Annotated in this window: 16 protein-coding genes and 3 pseudogenes; 6 read left to right on the forward strand and 13 right to left on the reverse strand. The window is 40.8% G+C overall.

Translation table 11 applies throughout. The features are described 5' to 3' along the window. From QSJ47_RS08235 to QSJ47_RS07410, 8 genes and pseudogenes are all read right to left on the reverse strand, one after another. The coding region (locus QSJ47_RS08235; protein WP_352155447.1) for an SEL1-like repeat protein at positions 1 to 117 on the reverse strand (117 nt) is incomplete at its 3' end. Continuing rightward, positions 109 to 159: pseudogene (locus tag QSJ47_RS08240) on the reverse strand (hypothetical protein); the annotation flags it as partial. The gene QSJ47_RS08235 and the pseudogene QSJ47_RS08240, both read right to left, overlap by 9 nt. After that, positions 160 to 501, reverse strand: coding sequence for a tetratricopeptide repeat protein (locus tag QSJ47_RS07390; protein ID WP_285602946.1), 342 nt, complete (start codon positions 499 to 501; stop codon positions 160 to 162). It abuts the pseudogene before it with no gap. Positions 502 to 619: 118 nt separating this feature from the next. Beyond that, positions 620 to 1,966, reverse strand: coding sequence for an SEL1-like repeat protein (locus tag QSJ47_RS07395; RefSeq protein WP_347709920.1), 1,347 nt, complete (start codon positions 1,964 to 1,966; stop codon positions 620 to 622). Further along, positions 1,964 to 2,020 (reverse strand): annotated as a pseudogene (locus QSJ47_RS08245) (hypothetical protein); the annotation flags it as partial. The pseudogene QSJ47_RS08245 and the gene QSJ47_RS07395, both read right to left, overlap by 3 nt. Before the next feature lie 269 nt (positions 2,021 to 2,289). Continuing rightward, complete coding sequence (locus QSJ47_RS07400) at positions 2,290 to 2,898, reverse strand: tetratricopeptide repeat protein (protein WP_221272681.1); 609 nt, start codon at positions 2,896 to 2,898, stop codon at positions 2,290 to 2,292. Positions 2,899 to 2,926: 28 nt separating this feature from the next. Beyond that, positions 2,927 to 3,070 (reverse strand): annotated as a pseudogene (locus QSJ47_RS08285) (sel1 repeat family protein); the annotation flags it as partial. A 606-nt stretch (positions 3,071 to 3,676) separates the two neighbouring features. Next, the gene (locus QSJ47_RS07410; protein ID WP_221272683.1) at positions 3,677 to 4,453 is read right to left on the reverse strand and encodes an SEL1-like repeat protein; all 777 of its coding nucleotides are present in this window, start codon (positions 4,451 to 4,453) and stop codon (positions 3,677 to 3,679) included. A gap of 555 nt (positions 4,454 to 5,008) precedes the next feature. Between QSJ47_RS07410 and QSJ47_RS07415 the strand changes: the two genes are divergently transcribed. Then, complete coding sequence (locus tag QSJ47_RS07415) at positions 5,009 to 6,073, forward strand: tetratricopeptide repeat protein (RefSeq protein WP_221272684.1); 1,065 nt, start codon at positions 5,009 to 5,011, stop codon at positions 6,071 to 6,073. 104 nt (positions 6,074 to 6,177) lie between these two features. Here the strand turns inward: QSJ47_RS07415 and QSJ47_RS07420 are convergent, their stop codons facing one another. Both QSJ47_RS07420 and QSJ47_RS07425 read right to left on the reverse strand, forming a co-directional pair. Next, complete coding sequence (locus QSJ47_RS07420) at positions 6,178 to 6,432, reverse strand: hypothetical protein (protein WP_285602947.1); 255 nt, start codon at positions 6,430 to 6,432, stop codon at positions 6,178 to 6,180. A gap of 594 nt (positions 6,433 to 7,026) precedes the next feature. Next, the gene (locus QSJ47_RS07425; RefSeq protein WP_221272685.1) at positions 7,027 to 7,257 is read right to left on the reverse strand and encodes a hypothetical protein; all 231 of its coding nucleotides are present in this window, start codon (positions 7,255 to 7,257) and stop codon (positions 7,027 to 7,029) included. 447 nt (positions 7,258 to 7,704) lie between these two features. On the opposite strand from QSJ47_RS07425, the gene QSJ47_RS07430 reads away from it, so the two are divergent. From QSJ47_RS07430 to QSJ47_RS07440, 3 genes are all read left to right on the forward strand, one after another. Then, the gene (locus QSJ47_RS07430) at positions 7,705 to 8,859 is read left to right on the forward strand and encodes a hypothetical protein (protein ID WP_285602948.1); all 1,155 of its coding nucleotides are present in this window, start codon (positions 7,705 to 7,707) and stop codon (positions 8,857 to 8,859) included. Between the two features lie 48 nt (positions 8,860 to 8,907). Beyond that, positions 8,908 to 9,384, forward strand: coding sequence for a hypothetical protein (locus QSJ47_RS07435; protein WP_285602949.1), 477 nt, complete (start codon positions 8,908 to 8,910; stop codon positions 9,382 to 9,384). 175 nt (positions 9,385 to 9,559) lie between these two features. Continuing rightward, on the forward strand, positions 9,560 to 12,787 hold the full coding sequence (locus QSJ47_RS07440; RefSeq protein ID WP_285602950.1) for a DEAD/DEAH box helicase: 3,228 nt from the start codon (positions 9,560 to 9,562) through the stop codon (positions 12,785 to 12,787). A 393-nt stretch (positions 12,788 to 13,180) separates the two neighbouring features. Here the strand turns inward: QSJ47_RS07440 and QSJ47_RS07445 are convergent, their stop codons facing one another. Together QSJ47_RS07445 and QSJ47_RS07450 are read right to left on the reverse strand one after the other, a co-directional pair. Beyond that, positions 13,181 to 13,444, reverse strand: a complete 264-nt coding sequence (locus QSJ47_RS07445) for a helix-turn-helix domain-containing protein (RefSeq protein WP_221272675.1) — start codon at positions 13,442 to 13,444, stop codon at positions 13,181 to 13,183. Between the two features lie 71 nt (positions 13,445 to 13,515). Further along, positions 13,516 to 13,677, reverse strand: coding sequence for a hypothetical protein (locus QSJ47_RS07450; RefSeq protein WP_260321752.1), 162 nt, complete (start codon positions 13,675 to 13,677; stop codon positions 13,516 to 13,518). A gap of 275 nt (positions 13,678 to 13,952) precedes the next feature. On the opposite strand from QSJ47_RS07450, the gene QSJ47_RS07455 reads away from it, so the two are divergent. After that, entirely contained in the window at positions 13,953 to 14,666 is a 714-nt protein-coding gene (locus QSJ47_RS07455) for a hypothetical protein (protein ID WP_221272676.1), read from the forward strand. Between the two features lie 1,196 nt (positions 14,667 to 15,862). Beyond that, on the forward strand, positions 15,863 to 18,304 hold the full coding sequence (locus QSJ47_RS07460) for a replication initiation protein (protein WP_285602951.1): 2,442 nt from the start codon (positions 15,863 to 15,865) through the stop codon (positions 18,302 to 18,304). 957 nt (positions 18,305 to 19,261) lie between these two features. On the opposite strand, the gene QSJ47_RS07465 is transcribed toward QSJ47_RS07460, so the two are convergent. Beyond that, the coding region (locus tag QSJ47_RS07465) for a tetratricopeptide repeat protein (RefSeq protein WP_285602952.1) at positions 19,262 to 19,732 on the reverse strand (471 nt) is incomplete at its 5' end.

Here is a 19,732-nt window from a genome sequence, read left to right on the forward strand (position 1 = left end):
ATCACCCGTTTCTGCTGCTTTTTTGTAATACTGTACGGCTTTTGAGTAATCTTTTTCAACGCCTTGACCGTTTTCATACATTAATCCCAAATTGTAATAGCCTTCAGCACTCCCCATTTCTGCGGCTTTTTGGAAGTATTGCGCAGCTTTTGAGTAGTCTCAGACGACACCTTGACCCACTTTGTACATCACTCCCAAGTTGTTAGAAGCCTTAGCATCCCCCATTTCTGCGGCTTTTTGGAAGTATTTTAGAGCTTTTTCGTAGTCTTTTTCAACGCCTTGACCAGCTCTATACATCACTCCCAAGTTGTTAGAAGCACTAGCACTCCCCATTTCTGCTGCTTTTTGGAAGTATTGCGTAGCTTTTGAGTAGTCTTTGTTTTTATAGGCATCTCCAGCAAGATCAAAATACCGATCTGCCTCTCCACCTGCATAAACCCCACTCAAGCACAATGAGACCAGTAGTGTTGCCTGACACACACTCTTTAAAAAACTTGCCATCTTTTCCCCTTTACTATCCTTGTATCTAAGATTGTAAAATATTCTAAAGACTCAAACTTTTATAGCTCCAACAAAAACCATATATAACCGACACACAGCCCATTTTCTCAACAAACTTTCAAGGATGCATTTTTGCCAAGGAAGCACAAGAATCCTTATCACCCATATCACAAGCTTTTTGGTAATATTCTTGAGCTTTTTGAGTACTTTTTGGAATACCTCGACCATTTTCATACATGTACGCCAAACTACTATAGGCTTCAGCATATCCCATATTTGCCGCTTTCTGAAAATATTCTGCAGCTTTTCTGTAATCTTGAATAACACCCTCGCCTGTATAGTACATGACTCCCAGATTAACATAAGCAGAACCCCCACCTGCATCTATAGACTTTTGATAGTATTCTAGAGCTTTTGAATAGTCTTGTGCAACGCCTCGACCATTTTGGTACATAGAGCCCAAATTACTATAAGCAGCAGCTTTTGCCTCACTATTCCCTACCTCTATAGCCTTTTTGAAATATTCTAGAGTTTTGGAATAGTCCTTGGGGACACCTTGACCATGCTCAAACATATACCCAAGGTTAAGGTAAGCTTCAGCATATCCAAGATCTTTGGCTTTCAAATAATAGGCAACGGCTTTTGAATAGTCTTGTGCAACGCCTCGACCATTTTGGTACATAGAGCCCAAATTACTATAAGCAGCAGCTTTTATTTCATTATCTCCTTTTTCTGCAGCTTTTTGGTAGTACTCCAAGGCCTTGGAGTAGTCTTGAGAGAGACCTTTCCCATGTTCGTACATGCTCCCCAAGTTATAAAAAGCACTGCTATTCCCCATCTCTACAGCTTTTTGGAGGTATTGCACGGCTTTAGAATAATTTTTTTCATCATAAGCTTTATGTGCAATATCAAGATACTTATCCGCCTCTTCATTGTTATTTGCATGGTTTGGCTCACTTTTAGGCGTGGCACCATATCTTTTTGCCCTCCAACAAGCCCCTTGAAAGCCCAAATCACAAGACTTTTGGTAGTATTGCCCCGCTATTTTCATATCCGCTTTAACTCCTTGGCCGGATCGATACATCTCAGCCAAAGCGTAGTAACCCGCCGGCTCTCCCATGTCTATGGCTTTTTTAAAATATTGCATGGCTTTAGGATAATCTGGGTGATCGCTTGGTCTATGTGGTTCTGAATACATGAGCCCTAAACTAACATAAGCCAAAGCATCCCCACTATCTCCTGCTTTTTTATAGGCTTGCATGGTTTGTTGATAGTATTGTGTGGCTTTAACCGTATCTCTTTTTACCCCACCTTGGCCAAGTTCATACATCTGCCACAAGATTCTATAGGCCAAAGCACTCCCCATTTTAGCGGCTTGTTGGTAGTATTGCATGGCTTTTTGATGGTCTTTTTGGACAAATTGAGACATGTTGCCCAAGCCGATATAACCACGCGCATCTCCCATGTCTGCTGCTTTTTGGTAGTATTGTGTGGCTTTTGCCATATCTTTTTTACCCCATCGCCCAGTTTATACAAATCCCCTAAATTGACATAAGCCCGAGCACTCCCCATTTTGGCGGCTTGTTGGTCGTACTCTAAAGCCTTAGCATAATCGCCGGCCATATACGCCTTTCTTGCCAAATCAAGGGTTTGCTTCACTTGATCGCTGACCCCCACGCCCCCTAAACAAGTGGCACTGATGAACACCACACCCATTAATCTTTGAAACACACTTGCCACTCTGTGATCCTTATGTTGAACTTTCACTTTTCGGTTGTTTAAAATACTTTAGGGATGAGACTTAGCTAGAGCATCGCAAGCATCGCTATTGCCCATATCACAAGCTTTTTGTTCATAACTTCTCTCCTTTTGTTCATCTTGCACTACACCCCATCCCATTTGATACATGCTAGCCAAGCCTAAAAACCCTTCAGCATTCCCCATATCTGCTGCTTTTTGGAAGTATTGCAGGGCTTTAGCCGCTTCTTTTTGTCCTGGAGCATATAATAAGTTGTCTAAAAGGGCTTCTTCTGTGTTTTTTGTGCTTTTAGTGTTTTTAGCAACACTTTTGCCATCACGGTACATAAAACCTAAAGAGGCATATGCGCTAGCATTCCCCATATCCCCAGCTTTTTGGTAGTATTGCATGGCTTTTTTGTAGTCTTGAGGGACACCTGTACCATTTGCATACATCGACCCTAAGTTGTTATACCCATCAGCATTTCCCATGTCTGCCGCTTTTTGGAAGTACTCTAAAGCTTTTGCGTAATTCTTTTCACCATAAGCCTTATTCGCAATGTCAAAATACTGATCCGCTTCTCCATTTGCATACACACCCCCCACACAAACCGCACCAAGTAAAACCACACCAACCAATCTTTTAAACACGCTTTTCATCTACCATCCTTGTATCCAAGATATAAACCTACCTTAACGCTTCCACAGCCCCCATCGCCTCCTCATTGCCAAACTCCACAGCTTTATTGAGGAATTTTAGGGCTTTCTTTTTCTTAACAGAGGTGCCAATCCCTTCTTTATAAGCCATGCCAATTCTGTAGAGTACCACCCCAACCACTTTCCTTGTGATAGGGTATTTCTTAAATTGTCCCACTTTTAAACGGCCAAGGTTAATCGTGTGGGCAAAAGGGGAGGCCACAAGGATTCCCACAAGTCCCAAGACTGGGCTTTTTTCGCTCGCTAGCGTAGCTTGCCCGCTTGTGCCTAAACCTAAAATGATTTTTCTGTAGTCTTTTAAGGCTTTTTTAGGATCTCTTGGCACACCTAGACCCTGTTGCTCTATATCAGCAAGCCCTAAACTAGACATCAAACTTGCAGCAAAGTTATTGTCCGTGTTGTTTTGCATATACACCAAGCCCTCTCCTTTGAGCACCCCCTCAAACAACATCCTTGCCTTAAAGGGATCAGCCTTGCACCCAAGCCCCTTCATCAGCAAATTCGCTAAAAGAGCGGTGCCTAAATTGTTCTTTTGATCGTAAGCTTGGCTGTAGGCTTGGTAAGCTTGTGCATATTGTTTTTTTGCCTCCGCCTGCATGCCAAGTTGCACCAAATCATCGCCTGCTGTCTCTGCCCCTAAGCGTGCCATCACAAATAAAGCCAAACAAAAACAAACAACCCATTTTTTTACTAAAGCACCCATCTTTTCTTCCTACTAAATTTATAATAAGCCCCGCAATGCTTCAATCGCCTTTTGATTGCCAAAATCCCGCGCCTTTTCTAAAAACTCAATGGCTTTTTTGCGTTTCACATGCGTCCCTCTGCCCTCTTTATACGCCATGCCAATTTTATAAAGGGCAATGCTGATGAGCTGCTTGGCATAGGGGTCTTTAGTGGCTGAAGGGTCAAGGGCTTTTAAATTGATGGCACGAGAGGCCATAGAGTAACCAAACCCTAGCGTTACCGCATTGAGTAACTGCCCTGAAGTCGTGGTTCCCCAATTTGCCCCGATGTTTCTTAGAATGAGCCGATACAACTTAAAGGACTCTTTGGGGTTTGTTTTTTCATAGATTTGTGCAAGGCCTAACCGTGCGGTGATCCGTGCTAGAGCCACTGAGGAGTGCATAAAATCCGCCCCATGCCATGCATAGTAAGAAGTCTTGTAATTCACGGCAGAATCTTTCACCGCAGCATTGCTGAGGACCTTGTTAAAGTAGGTCTCTGCCCTTGCTGTGTTTTTTTCCACTCCCTTGCCCTCTGCATACAATCCCCCCAAAAGGGCACTGCCAAACATATCCCCTGCTCTGTCTGCGGCTAAAAACGCATCAAAGGCTTGTTTGTATTGTTGCTCGCTCTGGGCCATAAGCCCTTTTTGCACATCGGGGCTTAACTGAATTTCGTGGGTTTCACACACCGAAGCCGCGCTAAAAAGCACCATTAAAGAAAATAAACCTGACCCTGAGTCATCCTCGTCGTAGGTGTTGTAGGGTCTTAACAAAGATCTGCTATAGGCATCAGAAAATTTTTGTGCCCTGATACAAGCGGGCGAAGTCCCCGGATTGGCTTGTCTAACTAGACCTTGTTGTAACGAAGGGTTAATCCCTTCACCTTGTTGCAGTGAAGGATTAGCACTACCATCTTGCTGTGAAGAGGGATTAATCCCTTCAAAAGCGTTTAGAGAGGTTATTAGAGAGAGAGAGAAGGCAAAAACGGCGTGTGTTTTCATGAGCACCTGTGGATAAAAAAATTGCCTAGATTCTAGCACAATCACATGCGATTTATGTAAATCATACAAGAAAAATTTTAATATGGCTTGGGCTAATCTAAAAACAAGTAGTCTATCTCTCTTCCTCACAGCACAGAGTTTTTCTCTACATCCGAAAGAGTGGATAGAAAAATACAGCCAAAAAGTCATTGTCTAAATTGCCCATAAAGGCCAATTAAGCTCCGCTCTATGTAACGATACCTAACAAGCTTTTATGTTACAATGTATTAGTTAGTCTGTCTGCTATGGCAATTAAGATGCTATAGCAATTAAGAAAGGATTGTGTGTATGTCTTGGCTTTTGTGTAGGGTGATTACAACTTTTTCTAGTACCAAAGTAATGTTGCGTGAATATGCTTTTTTAGTTTTTGTTGCTCTCTTGATGAGTTTGGGGATTTGCCATGCAAATGATGCAAAAGAATACCTCAAAACGGCTGAAACTTACTTCAACCAAAAAAGTTATGCAAAAGCATTAGAATACTTCCAAAAAGCCGCAGACATGGGGAGTGCTGAAGCTTACAACGATTTAGGGATTATGTACACTAATGGTCGTGGAGTTGCTCAGGATTTTTCAAAGGGATTGCAATACATCCAAAAAGCTGCAGACATGGGGAGTGCTGAAGCTTACAATAATCTAGGAACTGTATACAAACAAGGCTATGGCGAGTATTTTAAAAAAGATGCCTCCAAAGCTTTACAATTTTTTCAAAAGGCGGCGGATAAGGGGAGTGCTGAGGGTGATTATAACCTAGGACTTATGTACCACGACCCAAAATGTGCATTTCAAGATGACTCCAAAGCCTCACAATATTTCCAAAAGGCGGCAGACAAGGGGGATGCTAACGGTTATGTTGGCTTGGCAGTCATGTACGCAAAAGGTCAAGGCGTTGCTCAAAATTATTCCAAAGCACTACAGTTTTTTCAAAAGGCTGCAGACATGGGAAGTGCCAAGGGCTATTATGGCTTAGGTTTATTATATGCATACGGAAGTGGTGTTGATAGAAACGCTTCTAAAGCTATACAATATCTCCAAAAAGCTGGAGATTTGGGAGATGCTAAGGGATATTACCAATTAGGGATTATGCACTCCTACTTAAATGCTGTTTTGGGCATTCCTCGTAGCAATGCCAAAGCATTAAAATATCTCCAAAAAGCCATAGATACGGGACTTGATGGAGCTGATCTTGAACGAACTTATCAAGCATTGTTCATCATATATGGTTCACAAGGGGATTCTGAGGGCAATCAAAAGGCACAGCAGTATCTCTTAAAATCAGAAGCTTTAAAATCAAAGAGTGGAATGCATATTTCAACTTGTGGGAGTGCAGTGCTTTTTGATACGAATAGCCTCTAAGTCTTCTGTTATGCCTATTTGTTGGAGCATCTGTCTAAAACTGCACTTTTGCAATTCACCCAACATCTTAATCCCCCTTTTTGCCGAAAACGACACAGACAAACTCATTTGGCATAAAATCCCCATCTCTCTCCCCCACAGCACAGAGCTTTAGCGCGCACCCTTGCGGTGTGCTGTGGGGCAAACAAAGCAAAGCGCAGCGTCCCCCTTTTATAGGGGGGTTGCTTAATTTGCAAATTAAGCAACCCCGCAAGGGGGACACTACCGTTTTGCTTAATTTGTAAAGGCGGTCTGTCTAAAACGGCATTTTTGCAATCACTGCAATATCTGTCTTTGGCATACATGTCATTAAAAAGCAATCTCTCTCAAGCAATTTTAGCCCTTTTAATTTGCCTTTGTGCTCTGTCAAAAGCTACATTTTGTAACCCAAGCAAATATCTCTCTTATCCCATCTTGCCATTAAAGCTCATCTCTCAAGCACACACTGCATTAAAAGGGCTCACTCTCAAGCCAGCAAACACCGCATACAAAGCTCTCTCTGCCCCCCGCTTACAGCAAAAAGGCTCTATCTGTCCCCGCTAAAAGGCATTGTTCTAAGTGGATTAAAGGATTTGTTTTTGGTATCTGTCTGCCCCGCATTTAAAAGGGCAATATCTCTCACACCAGCCCCAAAAAGCCATGAAAAGCCATCTCTTGCCCCCTTGCCCCACAAGCTCCATTAAGCAAAATACCAAGCCAAAATCATGCAACTTTTAAGCTACTATTAAGTAACCGAAGTTAAATCAATTTACATTTATCGTGTTTTACATGCAACTTGCAATAATTAAAAGCAACTTAAAAGTTTTCTATTTTGGTATGAGTTAGGCACATAAAGCTAAACCAAAATGCAAAGCCTTTAAGCAAATGCCAAGTAACTATTAAGCAACTTTTAAGTGACATAAGCTAAACCAATGTTAATAAACAACAGCAAATCTAAAGCTCAAAACAATTAAAAGTAACTTAATTTTCTCTATTTTCGTAATAGCTTGTCCCCAGCTCTGATCAGAATACAAAGCCCATTTAAGCCATAAAGCCCAATCCAGCAAACAAGCCCCAACAAATCCCAAATAAGCCTGCCTTTCTCTCTTAATACAATTTTTTTTGTTTTTCTCCCGCTCCAGCCTTTCCTTTGCTAGAACTCCCACGCCCGAAGACCAAAAAACCTTAGCCCCAGCTGGGGAGCGTAGCAAACGAAAACCCAAAGGGGTTCAGCTGGGGATCAGCGTTTCTTTGGATTAGGATCAGCGGGGTTCTGGTAAAGGTTGGGGCGAGTAAACAAAAATGCATGCCACAATCTAACTTGTTTTGCTCACTCTGTCTTTGAGTCAAAAACCCCCAGTCTAGAACCCCTAGATTTTTTGTTGATTTAAATATATATTAAGTAACCATATAGGCAACCCTAAAACTTAAACAAAAGACAGACTAAAGAAACCTCCACTTCACATAGTATAACCGCGCATCCTTTCCTCACTTATTCTTCCTTTTAAAACCATTCAGTCCACGACAAAAAAAACAGCAAGAAAGCCCATTTACCAAAAGACCCCAAAGCTAGTTGCTTCAAATATCAGGCAACCACAACTATAATGCATTCAATGGGAAACATTGCCTCTATCAACTTCAAGCCCACTAATGCAATCCAGCTAGAGCACAACGATCGCACACGCCCCCCCACTTACTTGCTGGTCAATAAAGGGCTAGACATAGAGTGCCCCATAAAAGCCCAAGAAGCTCTAGCCAAAAGAGAACGGCTCGTCGCCCAAGCCAAAGAGCATTACAAGCAAAAGTTTAACCAGCCTTTTAAAGCCACAAATTACCTTTGGAGTGCTGTCGTTAATCTCAAAGACACGAGCACCATGGCAGACCTAGATAAGATCTCCAAGCACTTTAAAGACCACTATGGGTTTCAATGCTACCAAATTGCCATACACCGAGATGAGGGGTACATTGATGAGGGCACTGGGCAAACGCACATTAACCATCACGCCCACATGGAGTTTGTCATGTTGCACCCCGACACGGGCAAGAGCCTTATGCGCAAGATCAGCAAAGATGGCGTGCCTTTTAAGAGCGAGCGGGCGGCTTTTGAGCGCATACAGACAGAAGTGGCACAGATTTTGGATATGGAGCGGGGGCAGTATAAGAACAACAAATACGACAGCAACCACAAGCTGATTATAAAGGGCACTTACAGAAAGCGCATTGAGCCTAGAGTCTATGCCAAGACAATGCAAGAGAAAGCCAGCCCCCTAAGAGTTGAAATAGCCCAGCTTAAAGAAGCCCAAGAGCAAGAACACCAAGCTTTAAACACCATCTGCCAGCAAATTGCCCCCAATCCCAAGCCCCAGCTTTTGAGTTTCAACGAGTGTAAGCAGATCATAGAAGCCCATGTCAAAGAGTGGATCGCCATCAACAAAGAGCTGGGCGACAACAAGCTTTACACTCCCCAAGACTACCGAGATTTAAGGGCTCTCAAACAAAAGGGCATTAGCATCGCCGATCTAAAAGCTAACATAGCCAACCTAGAGCAACAGATCAAAGACCGCCAACAGAAAAGCCAAGAGCTAGAGCAAGAAAACCAAGACCTTAAACAGCAAGTCCAAGACCGCCAAGCTCTGCTAGACCGCCAAGCCCCAAGCTCCAAAGACCGCCAGCGTTTAAAGTATTACAGCCGAGAGAAACTCATTGACTCTTGCATTGCCTATGACAACCAACGCATCTTACAACAAGCAGAGTGGCAGAAAAGATAAGAAATCATCGACATGCTCACAGCTTGTATCGAGCGCAATAGAAAAGTCATGCAAGAAATCTTAGACCATATTGCTTGTCAAAAAGAAAACGGCTCTATTGAACTTCCAAGCTCAAACTCAAATTTAACTTCCTTTCAAAAAGGAAACGATTTTACTGACCCTCAAGGCTCAAGTTCTATTTTGGGGGCAATCCTAAGTTTCATAATAAAAAAAATAAGCGAGCTGTTAGGGTTAAGTGATGGTCTACTTCGTCTCATTCAATCTCAATCCCCCATAAACAATCCAGCCCACGCAGCAGAACAGGAAAATAGAGCCATGGAACATGACCCCTTGGAGCAGATCAAAATTTTAGTCAAAGAGAACGCAGAGCTTAGAAAAGAAAAAAATAAAGTGATAAAAGAGAACCGCCAGTTGAAAAAACAACTAGCTCAAAATATAAAAATTCAAGGGGGAAAACTAGCCCAAAGTTCAGAATTTCAAAAAAACGAGCAAAAGAAAAGTCCAAATCAGTCCAAAAAACCCTAGAAAATTGCACTTTCAAAAATTTTTTAAAACACCCAAAAAACCACAACTGCTTAACTTGGCGATTCTTTTCAGCGCTCTAAGCAACTCACCCAAGCAAGTGTATCTAACACATTAGCCTATATTTGCTAGACTACTAGGATTTAGCGCAAAACCAAATTTTAGGAATATAAGAGCGGTGCAAAATCTCAAAGAAAATATCTTAGATGCCTATACTATTGTGGAATATTTAGGTGAGGGGGATATTGACAAAAGAGACAAAAAGCTAAAACCCCTTGGCACACTTGACTTTGAGTTGCCCGATCAAAAAGACTACAAGCAATATTTTTTAAATGAGTTGCAAGCATTCAAAGATAGACAAAAAATACAAGACGATAGGAAAGTAGGACTTGTGTGTTACTTTGGGATTTTTGCCTTTGAGGAAATCGTGCAAATTTTTAGAGAAAAATACAACATCCAGGCTGAGGATGACAATGACGACATCGTTAAAGGTGATAAGTTCAGTTTGGCTCTTGTGTTCGACAAAGACTTAAGTTTTGTAGAAGACAAGACTTTTTACACAATGAGTGCTTATGTGCGTGAAAATGGGGATCTTACAGAAGACATGCAAGCCCATGAAAAAGAGCTTAAGCATGCATTGCAGATACAATTTGAGGAACAAGGGTTTGATGCAACCTTTCTAGATCTCTATGAAAAATATAAAGTAGATAAGGACAATTTTAGATTTGCTTTGCTCAAAAATATAGACACAGAACTCACTAATTTACATTCTTTTTTTATCAAAGATCTACAGATAGCCAAGACTCTAAACAATAAAAATCTCACCACTTACTTTAGCAAATCCAATAAAGCCAAAAAGAATTGTGACAGCAAAAGCAGCTCACCTAACTTTAACCCCAGTTTGTTTCATGAGATTTTAGCCCCTAAAAACTACCCTTTGGGGCGTTTTGTGGCGGACAGCAAATACGCCCTCTCTTTCATGCAACAAGTGGCTTTAAACATTGCCCTAGATGAAAACAATGAACCTTTAAGAAGTGTCAATGGACCGCCAGGCACGGGCAAAACCACGCTCTTAAAGGATGTTTTTGCTGAGCTTGTGGTGCGCCAAGCCTATGAGATTGTGCAATTAAAAGATAAGACCATTAAAAGCCATGTTAATTGCAAGTTGTCTAAAACGGAGATGGCTGAGTTGGGTCTTTTGCCTGAGAATATAGCGGATAAAAACATCTTAGTAGCTAGCTCTAACAATGGAGCAGTGCAAAATATTGTCAAAGAGTTGCCTAAAAGCAAAGAAATTGCAAACGAGTTTAAAGAGTTGGCAGAAAAGATAGACTACTTTTCAAAAGTGGCTAACAATGAAATAAAAGACGATGAGGGAGAACAAAACTGGGGTTTGTTTGCGCTTGAAGGCGGGGCATCCGCCAACGTCAAAAAACTATTAGAAAAAATAGAAGCAATGGTAGAAACTCTGCAGGATTTGCAAAACAAACAGGATTCAAAGCATACATGCCAAACATGGCTCAAAGCTTATATTAAAGCGCATTTTCCCGTTGATGTAGATTTTTTAGATATTCTAGATTTTCAAGATGATGATAAAGACACCAGGCAAGATTGTTTTGACATTTACAAAGCTTTTTTAGCTCTCTACAGCCATGTAGACAAGAAGCGTCAAAAGATGCAAGCGTATAGCCAGAGCTTGACCGAGTTAAGCCATTTGCGACAAGAATACATTGCCAAGAAAAAAGACTTTGAAAGTGCTAAAGTTAGAAAAAAGAATGAATTGGATGCAAAACTCTATGAGTTAGAGCATAGTAAAACCAATATAGAAACAAAGAAACAAGCCTTAACACAAGAAATGGGGCAAATCCAAATGCATTTGTCTAGCATAGACACGCATTTGCAAACTTTAAGAGAAGAACAACGAGTCTTAGAGTCTAACAAGCCCAGCTTCTTTGCTCGGGTCTTTAAAACCCCTAGTTTTAGATTGCAAACAGAACAAGAACAACAAATTCTAGAAAACCTCAAGGATTTTGTCCAACAAAAGAAAGAAAAACAAGCCCACTACAACCGCCTTTTGACAGAATTACAACGGTTACAAGCTTTAAACATAGACCAAGAGCAACAAAACTTACAAGAAAATTTTAAGCAGTTTGTCACACAAGGCACTAAGAATTTAGAGAACTTAGGACAAAGAATAACCCATTTGTCAAACACCCAAGACAATACCATTAATCCCCTAGATTTTTCGCTCTCTTATGAGGATTTGCAAAAGTCTAACCCTTGGTTCAATGCCGACTTTAGAAAATTACAAAGCCAACTCTTTTTATTAGCTTTAGGGGTAAAAAAGCAATTTTTACTGGACAATTTAGACAATCTTAAAAATGCCAAAGACATATGGGGCAATGCCTATAAACTTAAAGACAAGGAAAATGGCAAAGAATTATTGAAAGGGGCTTTTCATTGGATTAATCTAGCTATCCCTGTCATCAGCACCACTTTTGCCAGTTTTCAGCGCATGTTCAATGCTTTGGGTAAAGAAACAGATTTTGTCGGCAATCTGTTCATTGATGAGGCAGGACAAGCCGTGCCCCAAAGTTGTGTGGGCGCACTCTTTAGAAGTCAAAAGGTCATGGCTGTGGGTGATCCTTCGCAAATCAAGCCTGTGCTTAGTTTGCACCCAAGCATGCTTAATATCATTGCTAGAAAATACAATGTAACAGAACACTTTTTAAGCTATGAAACCTCTGTGCAAAGCATCATGGACTATATCAGCCCCTATGGTTACCAAAAACAAGACAAGAGTTATATTGGTATCCCCTTATGGGTGCACAGGCGTTGCAACAGCCCCATGTTTGATATATCTAATGCTATTTCTTATGATGGCTTAATGGTGCAAGGCAAGGATAAAGATAAATCTTTGGGCAAAGCACAATTTTACGATGTCAAGGGGCGTGCTGACAATAAATTTGTGCTAGAGCAAGCAAATTTTTTAAAAGAGCTGATTGAAGCAAAATTGCAAGAAAACCCAGAACTGAAAGCAACCCCAGAGGGCATTAAAGACAAAGAAAACAAAGACGCGATTTATGTGATTTCACCTTTTAGAAATGTTGCCTTTAAGCTCGCAGAGTCTTTAAAGGATTTAGGTTTTAAACATAAAAGAGATGTCGGCACGGTGCACACCTTTCAAGGCAAAGAAGCCAAGATTGTGTATTTTGTCCTAGGGGCTGATGAAAACTCTAAAGGGGCGGCGGCTTGGGCGGTGGGTGAGCCTAATATTGTCAATGTCGCTGCCACAAGAGCCAAAGAAGAGTTTTATGTCATTGGGGATAGGGATTTGTATAAAAACTTAGGGGTGATGAAAAAAACCATTGAGGTGATTGAGAAAAATAGTCATCGCTCATCTTAGTGTAAAAAGTTTGATGGGGGTCGATCATGCCCCAAGATGAACTCCTTAATTCCGAGCAGTCTTATAGCGTTCTATGGCTATATCCACTTGTCTAGTCCGCTTCTTTCTCTGTTGTACCTTTCTTTATACCTTTCCTTTTAACCCAAGAAGGCGTTTTATGGGCTTCTAAATATCAATTTTCATTTTAGAATTCCTCAAACCATTTTTTAGCCATTCTTTGATATTGTAGGGGCGTTTTTGATGTTTTATGGCGTGATAAAGCCATAAAACAAACTCATCTCTCACTTCAAAACCCTCTCTTGGGGGTTTGGGGGCTTTTGGGTATTGCACCCACTCAACACCCTACAGCAATTTTTCGTGTTAAAGGGAAGTTAAAGCCCCTATGTGGGGAATTTAGGCAGTGTTTTGTTTCTGTACCTTTTGCATCTCATCCAAAGACTGCAACCCAAAACCTAATTTCTTTAAAACTCTTGCAAACTCAAGAGCATCTCCCTCAAAAGGGGGTAAGTCAATGCCTTTAGACTCAGCAATAACCGCTAGAGTATCTTTAAGTTCTGCTATGTCGCCATTCTCTAAAACAGCTCTAAGATAACTTAAGCGCACTTGATCGGAGTCTAAGAACTCAGCTGCATTAAAGGGTTTAAAGGTTACGGACATGGATAATCCTTCAAGATTTTTTGTGCCTTGATTATATCCTTTTGTTGTGTGCTCTTATCGCCTTAAGCGCGCTACTGCACGGCGCTCCACAGTAAAATCACCAACACCTCTCCCCTTTTAGCCACATAAAGGTGGTAGCCTGCGCCTATATGGATACACATCTCAAAGATTTGACCCGTGATGTGCTTATGATCGCCAAAATGCCCACTTTCTAAAGTCCGCAAGCGGCGCACAACCGCACTGCGCCCCTTTAGGTCTTTTAGATTTTCTAGCTACTTTTCAAATTCGCTTGATGTTTGTACTTCTATACCCCATTTTAACCTAAAGCACCCATTTCAAGTCTTTGGAGCCCTAGTGGCGCATCTGTTGGTTTGAAAAATTGCATAAAACACAGATAGCGAGAGATACACTCCATTGGAATAAATCCATCTTACCGTATTAGCTCACTTTCAAAAAACTGCTTTAAACTAAAAGCATTAACACAAAAAACGATAAGGAAGTTGCTTTCATGAAAAGAGCAGTTCAAAATCTTCTGTCTGCAGAACGCCTAAAGTCTTACACAAGCACTGAGGAACATTTTAGAAACTTACAACTCATTGCTCAAATCACTCCACACCTAGCCACTATTGAAATTTGTCTGAGAAATATCCTAGACATTGAGATGAAAAAGAAAAATCCAGATTGGATTGTAAATCCACTCAATGAGAGCGAAGAAGAAAAAAGAGTAGCTGTAATAATAGACCACGCAAGGCTTGAGATAGAAAAGAGAGAAAGAGGTAAAAAAGATGCTAATCGAGGATTGAAACACTCTCAATATCTTTCGCGCTTTTCACTAGGCACCATCATCCGCATCATTAAAGAGAGCAAACTGCAGAATACAATACTCGATTTGAGCAGTATGGACTTTAGCAAATACGACAAAAGCAATGCAAGCAATGCATATTTGGAGCGCAAAAAGGTTGAGAACATAAATGCTTACAAAGTAGACGCAGTGTTAAACCTGTTGCAGATTCTGCGCAACAGATGCTACCATTGGGAAAATATTTTGAAGGTTAGATATGGACATAAATATGTGTTCCCATACATCACCACAAGACTTAAAAACCTAAAACCTATAGGTCTAAGTCCCAGCACGATAGACAGATTTCTAGAAGATTTGCTCCAAGCGATCCAACCCGAACTCAACACAGAGATAGAAAATAGTGCAAAGAAAAGCAACTAGGATAAATGATCGCAGAACCCTCCGGGCGAAACCCGAAGGTGGTGGAAATCCACACCGAATTTGGCTAACTCTATCACAAAACATATTAGTTTCTACTTAAATCATAGATTGATAAGGGTAATTTCGATGGCATTAGCTGATTATCATACAACCCCATAATCACATCTATCATCTGTGCAGGGACATGTTGGCAATTCGAGCTGTTGCAGTTATCTTGTCTTAATTTTTTCAAGCATTGTTTTCTAAAGCTCTCACATTCCCCCACAATCGCTTTTAACACCAAAACCATAGTTTGATACTCCCAACCCCTAACCTTTCGCTCTACGACCCTTTAAAAGCCATTTAAATGCTATATTCACTTTAGTGCTTTGTTTCACTCTCTTTAAACAATCCTAAATAACCCCAAACAAACACCATTATCCCAAAAAACTGCAAGCACTCCAAAAAAGTAACCCCATTGCCACTCCAAAGCTCCAAAGTCCTACATGCAAAACTCTAAAAAAGCTATTTTGGGTGGTTTTTAGGTGTAGATTGTCCATTGCGAGTTTTACCTCTTGTCTGTATATCCTATCCTAGCCCCCTAAAAGCCCCCACAACCAACACTTTACCCCTAACCCATACCAAACACTCTTTAACCCAAGAAAGCGTCCTACGGCCTTTTAAACGCAGATTCTCATTTTAGAACTCCCCAAGCCATTTTATTGCAGGGGTGTTTTTAGTGTTTTAAACCAAAAATCTCTCTTTACTGCAATGACACCATAAAACCACAAAACAAACTCATCTCTCACTTCAAAACCCTCTCTTGGGGGTTTGGGGGTTTGCCCCCAAGAGCAATATAGATGCCAAGCGTCAGCTTGGCTTACCTTAAACCCACTCAACCAACTTTTCAACAAAACTTAAAAATTTTTTTTCACAAAAGAAATATGTAACACGGGCAAGCGCACCCGCACGCGGTTTTTAAAAAATTAGTTTTTTAGATTCTTTTTAAGATATATAATGTATGGCGAAGGGGGTTTCATGGACAAATTCCGCTGATAACATGGACAAATTCCGCAAAACCTAGGGTTTAACATGGACAAATTCCGCAAAACCTAGGGTTTAACATGGACAAATTCCGTTTTACTTGACAAATTTTAATAAATGCGACATAATCCCGCCAATTTGGCACAAAACCTTAAAAGAAAAAAACTATCAAAATGGATAATAAAAATCCTCTATACGGGCATGTAAGAAACCTAAAATACGACATTGATGCACTTACAGTGCTAGAGCATGAAACAGACAAAAGCACCGAACTGTATGAATTTATCCTAGCCCAAAAGACAGAGAAGCTAAAAGAGATTGTAAACTTCATTCTAGAACACGAGAATGAATGGGATCAGGGCGACATAGGTGATCTAGACACTTCTAAAGAAGCAATTAAAAATATCAAACACTTCATCGGCATCATGGATGGCATGGAAAGGCTCAAAACCACAAACACACGCCCCGACATCCATAAAAGTTGCGATGATGGCATTAAAGACTGCATTGAGCATATATGCACTGCCCTAACCACATGGACGGAGGGATGGACGGAGGGTGCAAAAAGAGAAAATGCATCATTCTATAATCCCTCAACTACGCAAACAATCCCCACACCGCCCACAGAAGTTGCCCAAGTTGCCCCAACTGAAGTGGACAATCCCAAAAATACTCCACAAACCTCACTACTAGCGCACATTTCCCAAGAAGTGGCCAAAGAAACTTTACAACAAGAGCCACAACTAGGCTTAGTGGCTAAAACCCCAAAAGCACCCAACAAAACAGAAAATCTAACAGGGGAGGATATAGAATACACCCCCGTTTTAGCCAAAAATACAAGAATAGCTAATCCTAAGCAAGTTGTGATGCATAACAACATCTACAAAGTTAATCTAGGCATGCTAGGTGAATTGGAAAACAATCTATTCTTTAGCCTTTTTAATCGCCTAAAAGACAAAAAAGACACGGTGATCCGTTTTACTCACCAAGAGTTAAAGATTCTGGCGGGTGACTTAAAAATGAACAACAAAGAGTTGTATAAGGCAGTCAAACAGCTATTTAACAACATAGCTGGAGCAAACTTTGATGCCATCAAATATTTACCCGATCAATCAATGCTGGTTGACAAGGTCATGTTTTTTAGGCGTTTTACTATGAAGCTTGATAAAAATAAAAATGTTGAGTACCTAGACATACAGGTCAATGACCCCTACTTCACATACTTACTAAACGACTTAGAAGCGAACTTCACCACCATGCAACTGCAAACTTTTTTAGACATCAGTGGTAAGTATGCTAAGAATTTATTTAGACTTTTGGAGCGTTTTAAACATGCCACAGACAAGAACGGGGTTTTTAAAGTCTGTGTCTATGAGAGCAACTTACAAGGTTTCCGCGATTTTATGGGCATTCCTCCTAAATTTAAAGTCGGCGACATCGATAATCGCATATTAAACCCCATACTTAAACAACTCACCCAAAAAACCAAAAAACTAAGTCACTTTGAACCTCCCTACAAGTCAGTTAAAGTCATCAAAAACAAAGCAAGAGAAAGGGGAGCTAGGGTATTAGGCTACACCTTTGAAGTTGTCATAAACCCCGCCATGCAAGAGCTAGAAAAAGCTCTAGAAAATGCCAAAGTCCCCAGACTCAAATACTTCAGTAAAAAAGACATTAAAATCCTTAATGACTGCCTGCACAAGCATGTAGATTTAGTGTTAAAAGATAAAGAGGGCGATCCCTTTAGCATCCCCCTTGCCACCATAGAGCAGATTGTCCCCACTAAAGACAGCAAAGCTCTCATTGTCCAATTTAGAGCCCCGCCCTTAGTTGATGGACAATTAGAAGTGATGCAGCTTTACCAAGACTACACCAAATACTGCCAAGTCTGTGGACACGACTACTTCACTCTAGCCTTTGCCCACATGCAAGACTTGCTTGTCTTGATTGAGAAAACACAAGAACGCTTTAATACACCAAAAACACAACAATCCCCCACCATCAACACCACACAAAAAGCCCAAATCCAAAGTGTCCATGGCATGCTCGCTCCATTTTTTGAAAACAACACTCCACAGCACAGCTTCAAACAAGTCAAGCTCATAGATACCATTTTGTCCAAAACTAATACAGAAGTGATTGCTCTATTTGAAATCATCAATGGCACAGACAAAGACTTTTATGCCGCAGAAGAACATAAAAAACACATAGAAAAATTTAAAACTGATGGACAAGAATATTTTACCCATGTGTTTTCAAGCCCGCAAGACTTTTTAAACAACTTTGGCAAAAACGCTAAACCCCCACACACCATAGGTGCAGTCACACCAAAAGGCAAAGGTAAAAAAGGCACATCTCACACCTTCAACACCGCACAATTAATCACTTACATCAAAAGCCCTAACACTAAAAGAGTGGGGGCGTTGTTTAAACTCATTGAGCCTAGCCCAAAAGACTTAGAAAACGCTAAACTCTACCAAGAAAAAATCTACATAGACTACTTTAAAAAATCTGTACCCAAATGTGATGCCTCTGATTATTTCGTGTATGTATTTGAGAGTATGCAAGAGTTGCATCAGTGGATAGAACAATATAGCCAAAAAGCCATTGCCTAAAATTGCTCACAGCCGCTTTACAAACCAAAGCTAGCGTTCTAGCACACTCCAAGCAATCCTAGAGCATTTTTAGCTTAAGTGTTTTTAAGTTTTTTAAGGCACAATAGCACTAGCGGTTAAGGGCGAGCCCTTAAAAGAGCTCGCCCCCGTTTTTAGTATAATGGTGGGACGAATACCATTAAAACCGCTAATGCTAGCAACAATCGCATGGTGAAACCTCCTAACAGGAGGTCACCCACTACACTCCCCAACCCTTAAGCAAGAAACCTAATACTCCAAATCGTCCCTAAGAGTTTCACCATTTGTACGCGCCAATTTTAACATTAAAATTTTTAACCCCTCTTAAGCTTTTACTGCACACAAGACTATATGAATAAAGACATTATGAATCCCGTGCAACTGCGCAAACTAGCCAAACTAGATAGAGAAAAACACTGCTTACTTTCAACTTGTGTTCTGTGTATAACGCTGTCAATAGAGTCCTACAAGAATACAGACATAGCTTTCGAGCAAAAGCGTGAGAGAGCTAGAATAGGTATTTACGACCAAAACCCCTAAGCAAAGTCCCCATACCCAAATGGCAAGAGCTAGGTTGCTATCGATATCATCAAAACAGCCCATACCTATGCCACAGACAAACCCAACAATGGGCTCAGTGTTTTTAACTATGAGAGCATGCAAGATAGAGCAAACAAGCAAATGGAGCGGGAGCTTGAGAAAATGGAGAGAAAATCTAAGCATTAAATATTATTTAAAATGATTAATAATTTTGATTAAAATTAATAAATTTAATTAAACTTTATAATTAAAACCCTTGCGTTTGCCACGCCTGTAGATAACCATCCAAAAGCCAGAGCTGTTATGGCGTGGCAAACCCCACGCAGCGTAGCGGAGTGGTAGCCCACATGAACGCATAAGACCAACTAACCTCTTTAACACGCTCATTATTTGCTATCCTTATTTGATATTTTTAATATACTGACAACCGGTTTGATTGCCTAAATCACAAGCTTTTTGGAAGTAATGCCGTGCCATTTCTTTATCCTGTCCCACACCGTTACCGTTTGCATACATCACTCCCAGATTTAAATAACCGTAACTATCCCCCATGTCTGCAGCTTTTTGGTAGTTCTGTAAGGCTTTTGAGTAGTCCTTTTCAACGCCTCGACCTCTCATGTACATCCCTCCTAGGTTGATATAACCATCAGTAAGCTCCATTTCTACGGCTTTTTGGAAGTATTGCAGAGCTTTTGCGTAGTCTTGGACAACACCCCGACCATCTCTATACATCACTCCTAGGTTATCGTAACCGAAAGCATCACCCGTTTCTGCTGCTTTTTTGTAATACTGTACGGCTTTTGAGTAATCTTTTTCAACGCCTTGACCGTTTTCATACATTAATCCCAAATTGTAATAGCCTTCAGCACT

Source organism: Helicobacter sp. NHP22-001 (genome assembly GCF_030270165.1).
GTDB classification, from domain to species: Bacteria; Campylobacterota; Campylobacteria; order Campylobacterales; family Helicobacteraceae; genus Helicobacter; species Helicobacter gastrofelis.